This window comes from Streptomyces sp. NPDC002537, from assembly GCF_053594975.1.
Map to the genome: position 1 here is coordinate 25,537 of NZ_JBSFWT010000047.1, position 14,919 is coordinate 40,455.

Sequence of the window (14,919 nt, forward strand, 5' to 3'; positions counted from 1 at the left end):
CTTGCTGTGGCGATCAGCGATCACTGACCGGACGGGGCCGGCCGGACCGGGATCAGTGGTGGCCGTGGCCGCTGGTGATCTCCTGGAACTCCTCCGCGGTGGCCTTGGGGATCTGCGTCCCCTCGCCGTAGAAGCCCTTGGAGAGCTTCACCCGGAGCCGCTGGCCGGCGCCGGCCTTGCGCTCGACACCGTTCTCGTCGACCTCGGGGACCAGCTCGAGCGGCTTGGGCTGCTCGTGCGACGTGAGGGTGTGCAGCTGCTCCTGCGAGAGCGGCTCGTGGACCTCGACGAACTCACCGTGCGGCAGGCGCTTGATGATGCCCGACTCGCGGCCGTGCAGCACCTTGTCCCTGTCGCGCCGCTGGAGGCCCATGCAGATCCGGCGGGTGGCCACGAAGACCAGGACCGGGACGACGAAGAAGCCGATGCGGACGAACCAGGTGATGGCGTTGATCGAGAGGTGGAAGTGGGTGGCCCACAGGTCGTTTCCACCACCGACCAGCAGCACGAAGTACCAGCTGATCCACGCAGCGCCGAACGCGGTGCGCGTCGGGGCGTTGCGCGGGCGGTCCAGCAGGTGGTGCTCCCGCTTGTCGCCGGTCACCCAGGACTCGATGAACGGGTAGACCGCGATGGCGGCCAGCACCGTCGGGAAGATGATCAGCGGGATGAGCACGCCCAGGACGAGCGTGTGACCCCAGAGGTTGATCTCCCAGCCCGGCATGACACGGATCAGGCCCTCGGAGAAGCCCATGTACCAGTCGGGCTGGGCGCCGGTGGACACCTGGTCCGGCCGGTACGGGCCGATGGCCCAGATCGGGTTGATCGTGGCGAGCGCGGAGATGGCCGCGATCGCACCGAAGACCAGGAAGAAGAAGCCTCCGGCCTTGGCCATGTAGACCGGCATCAGCGGCATGCCGACGACGTTCTTGTTCGTCCGGCCGGGGCCGGGGAACTGCGTGTGCTTGTGGTACACGACGAGGATCATGTGGGCCACGACCAGGCCGAGCATGATGCCCGGCAGCAGCAGGACGTGGATCGAGAAGAAGCGCGGCACGAAGTCCGAGCCCGGGAACTCGCCACCGAAGAGGAACATCGAGATGTACGTACCGATGATCGGGATGGAGAGGATCGCACCCTCCATGAACCGCACACCGGTGCCGGACAGCAGGTCGTCCGGCAGGGAGTAACCGGTGAAGCCGGTGAACATGCCCAGGACGAACAGCAGGAAGCCGAACAGCCAGTTGATCTCACGCGGCTTGCGGAACGCGCCCGTGAAGAAGACGCGCATCATGTGGACGAACATGCCCGCGAGGAAGATCAGCGCGGCCCAGTGGTGGATCTGCCGGACCAGCAGACCGCCACGGACGTCGAAGCTGATGTTCAGCGTGGAGGCGAAGGCCTCCGACATCCGCATGCCCTGCATCGGCACGTAGGGACCGTGGTAGACGGTCTCCTCCATGCTCGGGTGGAAGAACAGCGTCAGATACACACCCGTGAGGATGATGATCAGGAAGCTGTAGAGGCAGACCTCGCCCAGCATGAAGGACCAGTGGTCCGGGAAGATCTTGCGCATGTTGGCCTTGGCGAGGGAGTAGATCCCCAGCCGGCCGTCGGCCCAGTCGGCCACCCGCTCACCGGCGGGCGCCTTGCGCCTGTTGTCGGTTGTAGTACTCATCCGCGCTCCCAGAAGGCAGGACCGACGGGCTCGGCGAAGTCGCCCATGGCCTCGAGGTAGCCCTTGTCATTGACCTTGATCCGCAGCTGCGGCAGCGCGTGTCCGGCCGGACCGAAGATCACTCGTCCGCCGTCCGACAGGTCGAACGTGGACTGGTGGCACGGGCAGAGCACGTGGTGCGTCTGCTGCTCGTAGAGGCTGATCGGGCAGCCCACGTGCGTGCAGATCTTGGAGAAGGCGACGATGCCGTCCGCCGACCAGTCGAGTTCCTGCTTGTCCTTGATGTTCTCCGGACGGAGCCGGACGATCATCAGGGCCGCCTTGGCGATCTCCTTCTGGAAGTCGTGGTCCTCCTCCTTCATGCCCTCGGGCATGGCGAAGGTGAGGGACCCGACCTGGATGTCCTCGGGGCGCAGCGGCTGCAGCGTGTTCTGGTTGATCAGCATCTTGCCCTCGGACCAGGCGGTCTTGCGGAGCTTGGTGCCCGGCAGCGGACCGAGGTCGCGGAGCAGCACCACGCCGGAGAGCGGCACCAGGGCCAGCGCGCCGAACATGGTGTTGCGGATCAGCTTGCGGCGGCCGAAGGCCGACTCCTCCGCGCCCTGCTTGAAGTCGGCCAGAACCTTGGCCTTGACCTCGGGCTCGGCCGCGATGGCGTGCCGCTCGTCGGCGACCTCCACGTCGGACATCAGGGTGCGGGCCCAGTGGACCGCGCCCGCGCCGATGCAGAACAGCGCCACGCCGAGGGTGAGGCCCAGCGCGAAGTTCAGCCCGCTGACGTGGCCGATCGGGAAGACGTAGACGCTCTTGTCGACCGGGATGGACACGTAGGAGGCGATGAAGCCGACCGTGGCCACCATGGACAGCAGGAACAGGAAGGCCACCGCGCGCTCGGAGCGCTTCGCGGCCCGCTCGTCGATGTCCTGGGCGCGATGCTCGTGCGGCGGCATCCCCGGGTCGGCGAACGGGTCACCGGCCGGCTTGGTCAGAGCACTGGTGTGCGTGTCGCCCTGCGCGTGCGGCAGGTTCTCTTCTGGAATGTCTTGGCTACTCATGACTTCTTGGCCTTTGCGGTCCGGGCGGCGACCCAGATGGCGAGTGCGATCATCGCGCCCAGTCCGAAGACCCAAGCGAACAGACCCTCACTGACGGGACCGAGTCCACCCAGTTCGAGGCCGCCGGGGCTCTGCGACTTGCTGCTGTTGACCGTGTCGAGGTACGCGATGACGTCCTTCTTGTTCTTCTCCGACATCGTGGTGTCGGGGAAGGAAGGCATGTTCTGCGGGCCGGTCTGCATGGCCTCGTAGATGTGCTTGGGGTTGACGTCCTCGAGCGACGGAGCGTACTTGCCGTTCGAGAGGGCGCCGCCCTTGCCGGTGAAGTTGTGGCACTGGGCGCAGTTCGTCCGGAAGAGCTCCCCGCCCTTGGCGATGTCCGCTCCGTCGGGGCTGTACTGGTCCTTGGTCGGGACGGCCGGGCCGGCGCCGAGCGAGGCGATGTAGGCGGAGAGCTGGTCGATCTCGGCCTGGGTGTAGATCGCCTTCTTCCTGGGCGCCTGCGCGCCCTGCTGCTGCAGCGGCATACGGCCGGTGGCGACCTGGAAGTCGACGGCCGCGGCGCCCACGCCGACGAGGCTCGGGCCGTCGGTGGTGCCCTGACCGCCGGTGCCGTGGCAGCTTGCGCAGCCCACGGAATAGAGCTTCTTGCCCTCCTCGATGGCGAGGGACTGGGCGGCGGTGTCATCGGCCTTGGCCGTGTCCGCCGGCGCGAACGCGGCGTACAGCCCCCCAGTTACCGCCAGCGCGAAGAGTAGGACGACGACCGCCGCCAGCGGATGGCGTCGTCGTGCGGAGAGCTTTTTCACGGATTACCCCGGTGTCAGGATCTTCTGCGTCGATGCTGGACTGATTGGTCCGTTGCGGGACCGAAACCGAATTCTTCGATTACTTGATCAAGTAGATCGTGGCGAAGAGGCCGATCCAGACCACGTCGACGAAGTGCCAGTAGTAGGACACGACAATGGCCGCCGTCGCCTGGTGGTGAGTGAACCTCTTGGCCGCGTACGTCCTGCCCAGGACCAGCAGGAAGGCGATGAGGCCGCCCGTCACGTGCAGGCCGTGGAAGCCGGTCGTCAGATAGAACGCCGAGCCGTACGGGTCGGAGGACAGGGAGAGCCCGTCCTTCTTGACCAGGTCCGTGTACTCGAAGATCTGACCGCCGATGAAGATGGCACCCATCACGAAGGTGATCGTGAACCAGGTGCGCAGCTTCTTCACGTCGCCGCGCTCCGCAGCGAAGACGCCGAGCTGACACGTGAGGGAGGAGAGCACCAGGATGGTGGTGTTCGTCGCCGAGAACGGGACGTTCAGGGACGACGCCATCTCCTTCCAGTGGTCGGCTCCGGTCACCGATCGGAGGGTGAAGTACATCGCGAAGAGGGCCGCGAAGAACATCAGCTCGGAACTCAGCCAGATGATGGTTCCGACGCTGGTGAGGTTCGGCCGGTTGACCGACGGGTGCGCGTGCCCGGTATCTACTGCTGTTGCTGTCGCCACGACCGACATTATGTCGGTCGCTTATCTCGCGCTCACTCCGGGGGGTGCCGTTCGGTGTGTCAAGACCGTGTGCCCTGCTCGTACGGCCCAATCCGCGGACCGTGGCGGCGGTCCCCCGAAGGGGGGAAGCGGAGCCTCCGCGAGGCCGCGCGGCGCTGGCCGCAGTGCTGGTGACGGGCCGTCGGGGCGGCCGTCCGGCCCATCCGGGTGCGGTCGGCCCCTCCTCCGGCGCGGCCGCGCGGAGTAGCATCCGCCATCGGTGCGTTCAGCACCCCGAGCCATCCCGAGTCACAGCCGTGCCCCCTGTCACCGGACACTGGAGGAACGATGCAGCCGACCGCCACGGTGCTGGTCTACAGCGACGACGCGGGCACCCGCGAGCAGGTGCGGCTGGCCGCCGGGCAACGCCCCGCGCCCGATGTGCCCCCGGTGCGCTATCTGGAGTGCGCGACGCTGCCCGCGGTGCTCAAGGCCCTGGAGGAGCGCCGGATCGACGTGTGCGTGCTGGACGGCGAGACGGCGCCCGCGGGCGGCATGGGGGTCTGCCGGCAGCTCAAGGACGAGGTGTTCCGCTGCCCGCCGGTGCTGCTGCTCATGGGCCGCCCGCAGGACGCCTGGCTGGCCACCTGGAGCCGGGCCGACGCGGCGGTGACGCACCCGCTGGACCCGGCGGTGTTCGCCGGGGCCCTGGCCGGGCTGCTGCGCGGCGCCGGGCGGCCGCAGGAGGAGCCGGGCAAGCACGTGGTGGGCGCCTGACGGCCCGTCCCGGCCCGTACGGCTACAGCTCGGGACGGAGCCGGGCCGCGTCGGCGGGGCCGCTGCCGTCGCGCTTCCCGGCGTTCAGGGCGCTGCCCTCGCGCCACTGCTGCCACGACATGTTCCAGTCGCCGAAGCCGTTGTCGAAGGGCGTCATGGTGGTTCCGGCGCTGCCGACGACCTTGACGACATCTCCCAGGTGGACGGTGTCGAAGAACCACTTGGCGTTGTCGGTGCTCATGCCGGTGCAGCCGTGGCTGACGTTCTCGGCGCCCTGCGAGCCCTCGGACCAGGGGGCGGCGTGCACGTACTCGCCGCTCCAGGTGACCCGGGTGGCCCAGTAGACGGGCAGGTCGTAGGAGTCGTCGCTGCCCTCGGCGATACCGATGCTGGTGCCGCGCATGCGTACGAAGGATTCCCTGCCGAGGACCACCTTGACCCCGTTGCGGGTGGCGTAGCCGGGCTTTCCGGTGGTCACCGGGATGGACCGGATCTCCTGGCCGTTGCGGAGCACGGTCATGCTGTGGGCGGCGGCGTCGGTGATGGCCTCGATCCGCTCGCCGATGGTGAGCCGTACGGGCTTGGAGGATCCGCCGTAGAGCCCGCCGGCGACCTTGATGCCGTCCAGGCCGGAGCGCACGTCGACGGTGGCGTGGGCGGGCCAGTAGTCCTTGGGCCGGTAGTGCAGGGTGCGGTTGTCCACCCAGTGCCAGGCGCCCTCGACGGCGGGCTGCGAGTCGATCCTGAGGGCCCGTTCGATGGTCGTACGGGCGGCGGGGTCCTGGACGGGGGCGCTGAGTTCGGCGGTGATGGGCTGTCCCACGCCGTAGGTGCCGCTCTGCGGGCCGAAATTGACCCTCAGCAGCCGGTCGGCCGCGCTGGTGTCGAAACCGATCGTCCGGCGCCCCTGGGCGCCGTCCCCGTCCTCGGTGCTCACCCGCACCGTGTAGTGCGCGCCCGCGGCCAGCGCCCCGGTGCTGTGCCAGCTGCTGCCGTCGGGGGCGAGTTCGCCCGCCACGTAGCGCCCGGCCGCGTCCGTCGCGGTGACGTCGGTGATCCGGTCCTCGCCGCTGGCCCGCACCTCCAGGGGCTTGCTGGGATCGGCCTTCTGCCCCTCGTCGGAGCTGCTGAGCACGACCTGCTCGGTGGCGTCGTAGGGCTTGTCGGCCAGCGGGTTGGAAGAGCCCCCGCACGCGGTGCCCCCCATCGCCAGGGGGATCAGCAGCAGGGCGCCCGCGAGCACCGTGCGGCATCGAGGTGAGTGACTCATGGTCACACCGTAGGAAGGAACGGTGGGGGCGGCTCCCGGGATGGCTGCGAACGGGTGCTCTTGAGAGAGCCGCCCGCGACTGCTCCGAACGGGTCACCGGACAGGGGGAAAAGGGCCGGGCCCCGCACACCGTGTGGTGTGCGGGGCCCGGCCCGTGCGGTCCGTGGAACCTACTGGTTCGCGTTCTCGCCGCGGTAGAACTCGAACACCCAGCCGAAGAGGCCGACCAGGATCATCGGGGCGGAGAAGAACATCAGCCACCAGCCGAAGACGACGCCCATGAAGGCGAGCGCGCCACCGAGGGCCAGGGACAGCGGCTGCCAGCTGTGCGGGGCGAAGAAGCCCAGCTCGCCGGCGTCGTCCGCGACGTCGGCCTCCGTGTTGTCCTGCGCGCCGACGTCCACCCGGCGTGCGGTGAACGCCAGGTAGTAGCCGACCATGACGCACAGGCCGAAGGACAGGAACAGTGCGGTCGCACCGGCCGGCTCCTTCGCCCACACGCCGTAGACGACCGCCATGGCGAGGATGAAGACGGAGAGCCAGAGGAACAACCGGCCTTGGACCTTCACTTGCCCGCCTCCTTGCCACCCGCGAGGGCCTTGTCGTGCGCGAGGTTCTCCTCGAGCTCCAGCGCCGCGATCTCCGGGTGGTGGAGGTCGAAGGCGGGGGATTCCGAGCGGATCCGCGGCAGGGTGAGGAAGTTGTGCCGCGGCGGCGGGCAGGAGGTCGCCCACTCCAGCGAGCGGCCGTAGCCCCACGGGTCGTCGACCTCGACCTTCTTGCCGTACTTGGCGGTCTTCCAGACGTTGTACATGAACGGCAGGATCGACAGGCCCAGCAGGAAGGAGCTGATGGTCGAGATGGTGTTCAGCGTGGTGAAGCCGTCGGCGGCCAGGTAGTCCGCGTAACGGCGGGGCATGCCCTCGACACCCAGCCAGTGCTGCACCAGGAACGTGCCGTGGAAGCCCACGAACAGCGTCCAGAAGGTGATCTTGCCCAGGCGCTCGTCCAGCATCTTTCCGGTGAACTTCGGCCACCAGAAGTGGAAGCCGGCGAACATCGCGAAGACGACCGTACCGAAGATCACGTAGTGGAAGTGGGCCACCACGAAGTACGAGTCGGAGACGTGGAAGTCCAGCGGCGGCGAGGCCAGGATGACACCGGTCAGACCACCGAAGGTGAAGGTGATCAGGAAGCCGATGGTCCACAGCATGGGCGTCTCGAAGGAGAGCGAGCCCTTCCACATGGTGCCGATCCAGTTGAAGAACTTCACACCGGTCGGGACCGCGATCAGGAAGGTCATGAACGAGAAGAACGGCAGGAGCACGCCGCCCGTCACATACATGTGGTGCGCCCACACCGTCACCGAGAGACCGGCGATGGCGATCGTGGCGGCGATGAGACCGCCGTAACCGAACATCGGCTTCCGGCTGAAGACCGGGATGATCTCGGAGACGATGCCGAAGAACGGCAGCGCAATGATGTACACCTCGGGGTGGCCGAAGAACCAGAAGAGGTGCTGCCACAGCAGCGGGCCGCCGTTGGCCGGGTTGAAGATCTGCGCACCGAACTTGCGGTCCGCCTCCAGGGCGAACAGCGCGGCGGCGAGCACCGGGAAGGCCAGCAGGACCAGGACACCGGTCAGCAGGACGTTCCAGGTGAAGATCGGCATGCGGAACATCGTCATGCCGGGCGCGCGCATGCAGATGATCGTGGTGATGAAGTTGACCGAGCCGAGGATCGTGCCGAAGCCGGAGAAGGCCAGACCCATGATCCACATGTCGGCGCCGACACCCGGCGAGTGCACCGCGTCCGTCAGCGGGGAGTAGGCGAACCAGCCGAAGTCGGCCGCACCCTGCGGGGTGAGGAAGCCGGCCACCGCGATCAGCGAGCCGAAGAGGTACAGCCAGTAGGCGAACATGTTCAGCCGCGGGAACGCCACGTCGGGCGCGCCGATCTGCAGCGGCATGATCCAGTTGGCGAAACCGGCGAACAGCGGCGTCGCGAACATCAGCAGCATGATCGTGCCGTGCATCGTGAACGCCTGGTTGAACTGCTCGTTCGACATGATCTGCGTGCCGGGACGGGCGAGCTCGGCGCGCATGAGGAGCGCCATCAGGCCGCCGATGCAGAAGAACGCGAACGACGTGACCAGATACATCGTGCCGATGGTCTTGTGGTCAGTGGTGGTGAGCCACTTGATCACCTGATTACCGGGTTGCTTCTGGCGTACGGGTGGTGCTGCCGTGACTGTCGCGGCGGCACCCTGGGGTTCGTTGAGGATGCTCACTTGGTCTTCGTCTCCGCGTTCTTCGCGTGATCCGTCAGCGCGATGCCCGCCGGCTGGTAGCCGGTCTGGCCCTTCTTGGCCAGATCCTTCAGATGCTGCTGGTAGCGCTCAGGAGAGACGACCTTGACATTGAAGAGCATGCGGGAGTGGTCCTGACCGCAGAGCTCGGCACACTTGCCCATGAAGGTGCCCTCCTTGTTCGGGGTCACCGTGAAGCTGTTGGTGTGCCCCGGGATGACGTCCTGCTTCATCAGGAACGGCACCACCCAGAAGGAGTGATTGACGTCCCGAGAGGTCAGGACGAACTCCACGGTCTCGCCCTTGGGCAGCCACAGGGTCGGACCCGGGTGGCCGTTCTGCGGGTTCCGCTCGCCGGGCGTGCCGACCTCATAGACGCCGCCGGCGTTCGCCGGGGCCTTCTCCAGGAACCGGTCCGGGACCGCGTCGAGCTCCTTGACCTGGCGCAGCGGCTGACCCGCCGGCTGGCCCGGGACGTTCTCCATGTAGTTGAACGCCCAGCTCCACTGGAAGCCGACCACGTTGATGACGTGCTGCGGCTTCTCAGGGTTGGTGATCAGCTTGTTCTCGTCACGCGCGGTGAAGTAGAAGAACACCGACACGATGATGATCGGAACCGCGGTGTACAGCGCCTCGATGGGCATGTTGTACCGGGTCTGCGTGGGGATCTGCACCTTCGTCCGGCTGCGCCGGTGGAAGATGACGCTCCACAGGATCAGGCCCCACACAAGGACGCCGACCACAAGGGCGGCGGCCCACGAGCCCTGCCACAGGGAGAGGATCCTCGGGGCCTCTTCCGTGACAGGAGTGGGCATTCCGAGGCGGGGGAAGTCCTTGTATGTGCAACCGGAAGCGGTCACAAGGACAGCGCCCGCGGCCAGCGCCTGCAGCAGCTTCCGCCGCACCGGGCGCCGCGACGAGCGGTCGGAGCCGTTGGGACTCACGTAGCGCCTTCCCGAGAGTCTCGCCCGTGCGGCCGGCTGCGGCCGTCTCGCTGGTCGGTCGCCGGCCCGCTGCGGGCAGGGGTTTGGATGTTTATGCGGACCAAACCCTACTGGACGCTATTTGGGGTCGCGCGGGGAGGGTGCCCAACGCGCCGGGTCACTCCCCGAAGGGATGGAATCTCGGCGTCCGGAGGCTATCTGGAGGACCGTCAGCGAACGCGGCCGACGCGCGGTGGGCCGTGCAAAATCCAGCCCCTACGGTGACCCGGGGCCCGGCGGCGGACCCACGCGTTAGCGTTCTGCCGTGGCCTACTTCGACGCCGCCTCCGCGGCACCACTGCACCCCGTCGCGCGCCAAGCGCTCCTCGCCTCGCTCGACGAGGGGTGGGCGGACCCCGCCCGGCTCTACCGCGAGGGGCGGCGCGCCCGGCTGCTGCTGGACGCCGCGCGGGAGGCCGCCGCCGAGGCGATCGGCTGCCGCCCGGACGAGCTGGTGTTCACCCCTTCGGGTACCCGGGCGCTGCACGACGGCATCGCCGGCGCCCTCGCCGGGCGCCGCCGTGTCGGCCGCCATCTGGTGGTGTCCGCCGTCGAGCACTCCGCCGTGCTGCAGTCGGCCGCGGCGCTGGAGGCGGCGGGCGGCAGCGTCACCGAGGTCCCGGTGGACCGTACGGGCCGGGTGGCCGCGGACGCGTTCGCGGCGGCCCTGCGCCCCGGCACGGCGCTCGCCGCGCTCCAGTCCGCCAACCACGAGGTGGGCACGGAGCAGCCGGTGGCGGAGGTGGCGGAGGCGTGCCGGGCGGCGGGCGTGCCGCTGCTGGTCGACGCGGCGCAGTCGCTGGGCTGGGAGCGCGTCGGGGACGGCTGGTCGCTGCTGACGGGCAGTGCGCACAAGTGGGGCGGTCCGGCGGGGGTGGGGCTGCTGGCCGTGCGCAAGGGGGTGCGGTTCGCGCCCCAAGGACCGGCGGACGAACGGGAGTCGGGGCGCGCGCCCGGCTTCCCGGACCTGCCCGCGATCGTGGCGGCGGCCGCCTCGCTCCGGGCCGTGCGGGCGGAGGCGGCGGCCGAAGGGGCCCGGCTGCGGGCGCTGGTGGACCGGATCCGGGCCCGGGTGCCGGAGCTCGTACCGGATGTGGAGGTCGTCGGCGATCCGGAGCGACGGCTGCCGCACCTGGTCACGTTCTCGTGTCTGTACGTCGACGGGGAGAGCCTGTTGCACGCGCTGGACCGGGCCGGGTTCTCCGTCTCGTCCGGTTCCTCGTGCACGTCCAGCACGCTGACGCCGAGCCATGTGCTGCGGGCGATGGGGGTGCTGTCGGAGGGCAACGTCCGGGTGTCGCTGCCGGTGGGCACGGCGGAGGCGGACGTCGACCGCTTCCTGGAGGTGCTGCCGGGGGTGGTGGCGTCGGTACGGGACCAACTGGGCGCGCCCACGGAAACGGCCGCTCCGGCCGGGAAGGCGACGGAGCTGGTCGTCGACGCCCTCGGCAAGCGGTGTCCGATCCCGGTGATCGAGCTGGCCAAGGCCTTCCCCGGCGTGCCGGTGGGCGGGCTCGTCACGGTGCTGTCGGACGACGAGGCGGCGCGGCTCGACGTACCGGCGTGGTGCGACATGCGGGGGCAGGAGTACGTGGGCGAACGGCCCGTGCCCGGGGGCACGGCCTATACGGTGCGGCGCCGCACCTGATGTGCGACGCCGCACCTGATCTCTTGGCCGCGCCCACCGGGGTGGGACCTGGGCCCTGTTCGCGTCCGCGGGTTGTGCGTGGCTGGTCGCGCCCACGCGGCGGAGCCGCAAATCGACGCTTCCCCGCGTCCCTTACGGGGCCTGGGCTAGCCCAGGCGGGTCTGCACCTCGGCGGCGGCGTCCTGGCCGTACGCCTTGGTGAAGCGCTCCATGAAGTGGCCGCGGCGGAGCTCGTACTCCTGGGTGCCCAGCGTCTCGATGACGAGGGTGGCGAGCATGCAGCCGAGCTGGGCGGCGCGCTCCAGGGAGAGCTCCCAGGTGATGCCCGCGAGGAAGCCCGCGCGGAACGCGTCGCCGACGCCGGTCGGGTCGACCTTCGCCTCTTCCTGGGCGCAGCCGACCTCGATCGTCGGCTCGCCGGCGCGCTCGATGCGCACGCCGCGCGCGCCGAGCGTGGTGACGCGGGTGCCGACCTTGGCCAGGATCTCGTCCTGCGACCAGCCGGTCTTGGACTCGATGAGGGCCTTCTCGTACTCGTTGGTGAAGAGGTAGGCGGCGCCCTCGACCAGCTGGCGGATGTCGTCGCCGTCGAGGCGGGCGAGCTGCTGGGAGGGGTCGGCGGCGAAGGCGATGCCGCGGGTGCGGCACTCCTCCGTGTGGCGGAGCATCGCCTCGGGGTCGTCGGCGCCGATGAGCACGAGGTCGAGGCCGCCGACGCGGTCGGCCACCGGCTGGAGCTCGATCTGGCGGGCCTCGCTCATCGCGCCGGTGTAGAAGGACGCGATCTGGTTGTGGTCGGTGTCCGTCGTGCAGACGAAGCGCGCGGTGTGCAGCACCTCGGAGATCCGGACGGAGGCGGTGTCGACGCCGTGCCGGTCGAGCCAGGCGCGGTACTCGGCGAAGTCCTGGCCGGCGGCGCCGACGAGGACGGGGCGCAGCCCGAGGACGCCCATGCCGAAGCAGATGTTGGGGCCGACGCCGCCGCGGCGCACGTCGAGTTCGTCCACGAGGAAGGAGAGCGAGACGGTGTGCAGCTGGTCCGCCACGAGCTGATCGGCGAATCGGCCGGGGAAGGTCATCAGGTGGTCGGTGGCGATGGAGCCGGTGACAGCGATACGCACGGCGGGTCTGCTCCTGCGGGGCGAGGTGAACATGGCGGCAAGGCTGGCGGAACGAGAACGGGAAAAGCCACACCACGCTACCGGGTCCCGGGCCCGGCCCCGGGGTAAGGATCCAGCCACCGAACGGACAAAATTACCTAATAGTAGCTCTTTCTCGACGTGCCGCGTGGTGCGTACGGTGCCCATATGCCGAACCCTGTGAAGCACGTCACCCTCCCCGGAGGCGAGCCCGAGCGCGACCCCGAGACGCTGGAGGAACTGCGGGGCCTGGGCGCCCGGATGGCTCCGCACTGGTCCCGCGCGCCCATGGCGGCGTCCGTGGCGGCGCCGGTGCCGCCGTCGCGCATCCACGGGGTGTCGGTACCCGTGAGGTCGGCGCGGCTGCTCGACGCGATGTCGGAGTACGGCGACTGAGGACTGGTGGAACCGCTCGCTCCTCCGCTCCGTCCAAGCGCCGTCCCCTTCTCGGGGGACGGGGCGGTACGGACATTGAGCGGAGCGAAGGAGCGATGTGGTGAGCACCGAGGGCGGGACACCGGAGAGCAACCCCGATCGCACCCCTGACCCCAAGGGGCGGCGGAGGCACCCGCGGCTGGCGGTCGCCTCGGTGGCGGCGGCGGTGCTGCTGGCCGGTGGCGGGGGCGCGTACTGGGCCTCCACCGCGGCGGACGGTACGGACTCCGGGACTTCCGGCGGAGCGGGGGCCGACGGCTCTCCCCCGCCGCTGGTGCTGGACGGCTATCGGTCGGGCGGCGGTTCCTCCCACGGCATCGCGGTGGGCGAGCCGGACCCCCGCGGGGTGCGCTACCGCGCGGAGGGGCAGCTTCCGGACGGGCCGCGGAAGGCGCCGGTCTACCTGTCCGAGGGCGAGGTGGGCAAGGACGAGGTGGCCTCGCTGGCCAAGGCGCTGTCGGTGCCGGGCGCGCCCCGGCTGGAGCAGGGCGTCTGGCGGGTGGGGGGCGCGCCGGGCTCGGACGAGCCGGTGCTGCAGGTGAAGCAACAGGGGCCGGGCGACTGGTCGTTCTCGCGGTACGGCTCGCCGGGCGGGGGCTGTGTGCATCCGGGGCCGGGGCCGCGGAAGGGCACGGATCAGAGCCTGGTCGCGGAGCTGCCGTCCGGCGGCTGCCCGCAGTACCGGGGCATCGCGCCGGGTGACGCGCGGGCGGTGACGCAGGAGAAGGCGAGGAACGCGGCCGCTCCCGTGCTGAAGGTCCTCGGCCAGGACGGCGCGAAGCTCGACGCGCACCAGACCTTCGGGGCGGTGCGGGCCGTCCGCGCGGACCCGGTGGTGGACGGCATGCCGACGTACGGCAGGCAGACCACCCTGGAGGTCGGTTCGGACGCGCAACTGGTCAAGGGCGCCGGGCAGTTGCAGGCCCCGGTGAAGGGTGCCGAGTATCCGCTGGTCGGTGCGGACGAGGCGCTGAAGGAGCTGAACGCGCACAGCGGGCCGGGACGGCCGGTGGCCGTCGGCGGCTGTGCGACGGCGGTGCCGGACGCGGGGGGCCTGTCGGCGCCCTGCCCGGGGAACGGTACGGCGGGCGGGGACCCGGCGGTGGTGCGCGGGGCGTCGTTCGCGCTCGCGCAGCAGTATGTACGGGGGCGGGAGGCGCTGGTGCCGTCGTGGGTCTTCCAGGTGTGGATGCCCGGGTCGACCGACAAGGAGGCCACGGTGCCGGTCGTGCAGACCGCGGTGGATCCGAAGTTCCTCAAGGCACCGTCGGAGCCTTCCGGTCCGGCCTCCGCACCGGCCGGTTCGGCGCCGTCGGACGGCCCCAAGTCGTCGCCGATGCGCGTCGATTCGTACAGCCAGGACGGCAGGACGCTCGTCCTGCACTTCTGGGGCGGGGTGTGCAACGACTACGCGGCGTCGGCCGAGCAGTCCTCGGAGGCGGTGACGGTGAAGGTCGTCGGCACGGAGAAGCAGCCGGGCCGGATGTGCGTGATGATGGCGGAGCGCATGGACCGGACGGTGACGCTGGAGAAGCCGCTGGACGACCGGAAGGTCGTGGACGCGGTCACGGGCGAGCCCGTGCCGGCGGCGGCCCAGGGGAAGTGAGCGGCGGGAGGAACGCCGAAGGCGGCGCCCCTTCGCGGGGGCGCCGCCTCATGCGCGTATCAGGGCATCGCCGGACGGCTTAGCTGAAGGAGTCACCGCAGGCGCAGGAACCCGTGGCGTTCGGGTTGTCGATGGTGAAGCCCTGCTTCTCGATGGTGTCGACGAAGTCGATGGAGGCGCCGCCCAGGTAGGGGGCGCTCATGCGGTCGGTGACGACCTTGACGCCGTCGAAGTCCTTGACGACGTCGCCGTCGAGCGAGCGCTCGTCGAAGAAGAGCTGGTAGCGCAGACCGGAGCAGCCACCGGGCTGGACGGCCACACGCAGGGCGAGGTCCTCACGGCCCTCCTGCTCCAGCAGGCTCTTGACCTTGGCGGCCGCGGCGTCGGACAGGAGGATGCCGTCGCTCACAGTGGTCTTCTCGTCCTGAACGGACATCTGCTTCACTCCCGGGGTTTCGTGCGGACTGCTTGCCCTCGGCTGCAACCGCCGGCCTCCCGGATTCATTCCGGGTCCGCCACGTCACTTCTCGTCTTTCATGCT

General features: G+C 69.6%; 14 protein-coding genes. 4 read left to right on the top strand and 10 right to left on the bottom strand.

The features are described 5' to 3' along the window. Positions 1-52: 52 nt before the first annotated feature. The 4 genes from qcrB to ctaE form a co-directional block, all read right to left on the bottom strand. Positions 53-1,678 (bottom strand): cytochrome bc1 complex cytochrome b subunit, encoded by a 1,626-nt coding sequence (qcrB, locus tag ACWD4A_RS21290; protein WP_451196026.1) that lies wholly within the window; start codon positions 1,676-1,678, stop codon positions 53-55. Beyond that, positions 1,675-2,733, bottom strand: coding sequence for a cytochrome bc1 complex Rieske iron-sulfur subunit (gene qcrA / locus ACWD4A_RS21295; RefSeq protein ID WP_451196028.1), 1,059 nt, complete (start codon positions 2,731-2,733; stop codon positions 1,675-1,677). Before qcrA ends, qcrB begins: the two co-directional genes overlap by 4 nt. Then, complete coding sequence (gene qcrC, locus ACWD4A_RS21300) at positions 2,730-3,542, bottom strand: cytochrome bc1 complex diheme cytochrome c subunit (protein ID WP_451196029.1); 813 nt, start codon at positions 3,540-3,542, stop codon at positions 2,730-2,732. Before qcrC ends, qcrA begins: the two co-directional genes overlap by 4 nt. A 79-nt stretch (positions 3,543-3,621) precedes the next feature. Further along, positions 3,622-4,242, bottom strand: coding sequence for an aa3-type cytochrome oxidase subunit III (gene ctaE / locus ACWD4A_RS21305; protein WP_451196031.1), 621 nt, complete (start codon positions 4,240-4,242; stop codon positions 3,622-3,624). A 318-nt stretch (positions 4,243-4,560) separates the two neighbouring features. Between ctaE and ACWD4A_RS21310 the strand changes: the two genes are divergently transcribed. Continuing rightward, positions 4,561-4,989, top strand: a complete 429-nt coding sequence (locus ACWD4A_RS21310; RefSeq protein ID WP_451196032.1) for a hypothetical protein — start codon at positions 4,561-4,563, stop codon at positions 4,987-4,989. Positions 4,990-5,011: 22 nt separating this feature from the next. On the opposite strand, the gene ACWD4A_RS21315 is transcribed toward ACWD4A_RS21310, so the two are convergent. From ACWD4A_RS21315 to ctaC, 4 genes are all read right to left on the bottom strand, one after another. Then, entirely contained in the window at positions 5,012-6,259 is a 1,248-nt protein-coding gene (locus ACWD4A_RS21315; protein WP_451196034.1) for an Ig-like domain-containing protein, read from the bottom strand. 170 nt (positions 6,260-6,429) lie between these two features. Then, on the bottom strand, positions 6,430-6,828 hold the full coding sequence (locus ACWD4A_RS21320; RefSeq protein ID WP_451196035.1) for a cytochrome c oxidase subunit 4: 399 nt from the start codon (positions 6,826-6,828) through the stop codon (positions 6,430-6,432). Then, complete coding sequence (gene ctaD, locus ACWD4A_RS21325) at positions 6,825-8,549, bottom strand: aa3-type cytochrome oxidase subunit I (protein ID WP_451196037.1); 1,725 nt, start codon at positions 8,547-8,549, stop codon at positions 6,825-6,827. Before ctaD ends, ACWD4A_RS21320 begins: the two co-directional genes overlap by 4 nt. Beyond that, positions 8,546-9,511, bottom strand: coding sequence for an aa3-type cytochrome oxidase subunit II (gene ctaC / locus ACWD4A_RS21330; RefSeq protein ID WP_451196040.1), 966 nt, complete (start codon positions 9,509-9,511; stop codon positions 8,546-8,548). The genes ctaD and ctaC overlap by 4 nt, the downstream gene beginning before the upstream one ends. Positions 9,512-9,815: 304 nt before the next feature. On the opposite strand from ctaC, the gene ACWD4A_RS21335 reads away from it, so the two are divergent. Next, on the top strand, positions 9,816-11,198 hold the full coding sequence (locus tag ACWD4A_RS21335; RefSeq protein ID WP_451196042.1) for an aminotransferase class V-fold PLP-dependent enzyme: 1,383 nt from the start codon (positions 9,816-9,818) through the stop codon (positions 11,196-11,198). A gap of 146 nt (positions 11,199-11,344) precedes the next feature. On the opposite strand, the gene ACWD4A_RS21340 is transcribed toward ACWD4A_RS21335, so the two are convergent. Further along, positions 11,345-12,319, bottom strand: a complete 975-nt coding sequence (locus ACWD4A_RS21340) for a carbohydrate kinase family protein (RefSeq protein ID WP_451196043.1) — start codon at positions 12,317-12,319, stop codon at positions 11,345-11,347. A gap of 186 nt (positions 12,320-12,505) precedes the next feature. Between ACWD4A_RS21340 and ACWD4A_RS21345 the strand changes: the two genes are divergently transcribed. Continuing rightward, positions 12,506-12,733: a hypothetical protein gene (locus tag ACWD4A_RS21345; protein WP_451196045.1), complete on the top strand. Its 228-nt coding sequence runs from the start codon at positions 12,506-12,508 to the stop codon at positions 12,731-12,733. 100 nt (positions 12,734-12,833) lie between these two features. Then, entirely contained in the window at positions 12,834-14,378 is a 1,545-nt protein-coding gene (locus ACWD4A_RS21350) for a hypothetical protein (RefSeq protein WP_451196046.1), read from the top strand. 79 nt (positions 14,379-14,457) lie between these two features. Here ACWD4A_RS21350 and erpA read toward each other — a convergent pair whose 3' ends face one another. After that, positions 14,458-14,814 (bottom strand): iron-sulfur cluster insertion protein ErpA, encoded by a 357-nt coding sequence (erpA, locus tag ACWD4A_RS21355; RefSeq protein WP_071963520.1) that lies wholly within the window; start codon positions 14,812-14,814, stop codon positions 14,458-14,460. Between the last annotated feature and the right edge of the window lie 105 nt (positions 14,815-14,919).

Excerpts from the sequence above, each read along its gene's own strand:
- qcrB (WP_451196026.1), bottom strand. The coding sequence starts at position 1,678 with ATGAGTACTACAACCGACAACAGGCGCAAGGCGCCCGCCGGTGAGCGG.
- qcrA (WP_451196028.1), bottom strand. The coding sequence starts at position 2,733 with ATGAGTAGCCAAGACATTCCAGAAGAGAACCTGCCGCACGCGCAGGGC.
- ctaE (WP_451196031.1), bottom strand. The coding sequence starts at position 4,242 with ATGTCGGTCGTGGCGACAGCAACAGCAGTAGATACCGGGCACGCGCAC.
- ACWD4A_RS21310 (WP_451196032.1), top strand. The coding sequence starts at position 4,561 with ATGCAGCCGACCGCCACGGTGCTGGTCTACAGCGACGACGCGGGCACC.
- ACWD4A_RS21315 (WP_451196034.1), bottom strand. The coding sequence starts at position 6,259 with ATGAGTCACTCACCTCGATGCCGCACGGTGCTCGCGGGCGCCCTGCTG.
- ACWD4A_RS21345 (WP_451196045.1), top strand. The coding sequence starts at position 12,506 with ATGCCGAACCCTGTGAAGCACGTCACCCTCCCCGGAGGCGAGCCCGAG.
- erpA (WP_071963520.1), bottom strand. The coding sequence starts at position 14,814 with ATGTCCGTTCAGGACGAGAAGACCACTGTGAGCGACGGCATCCTCCTG.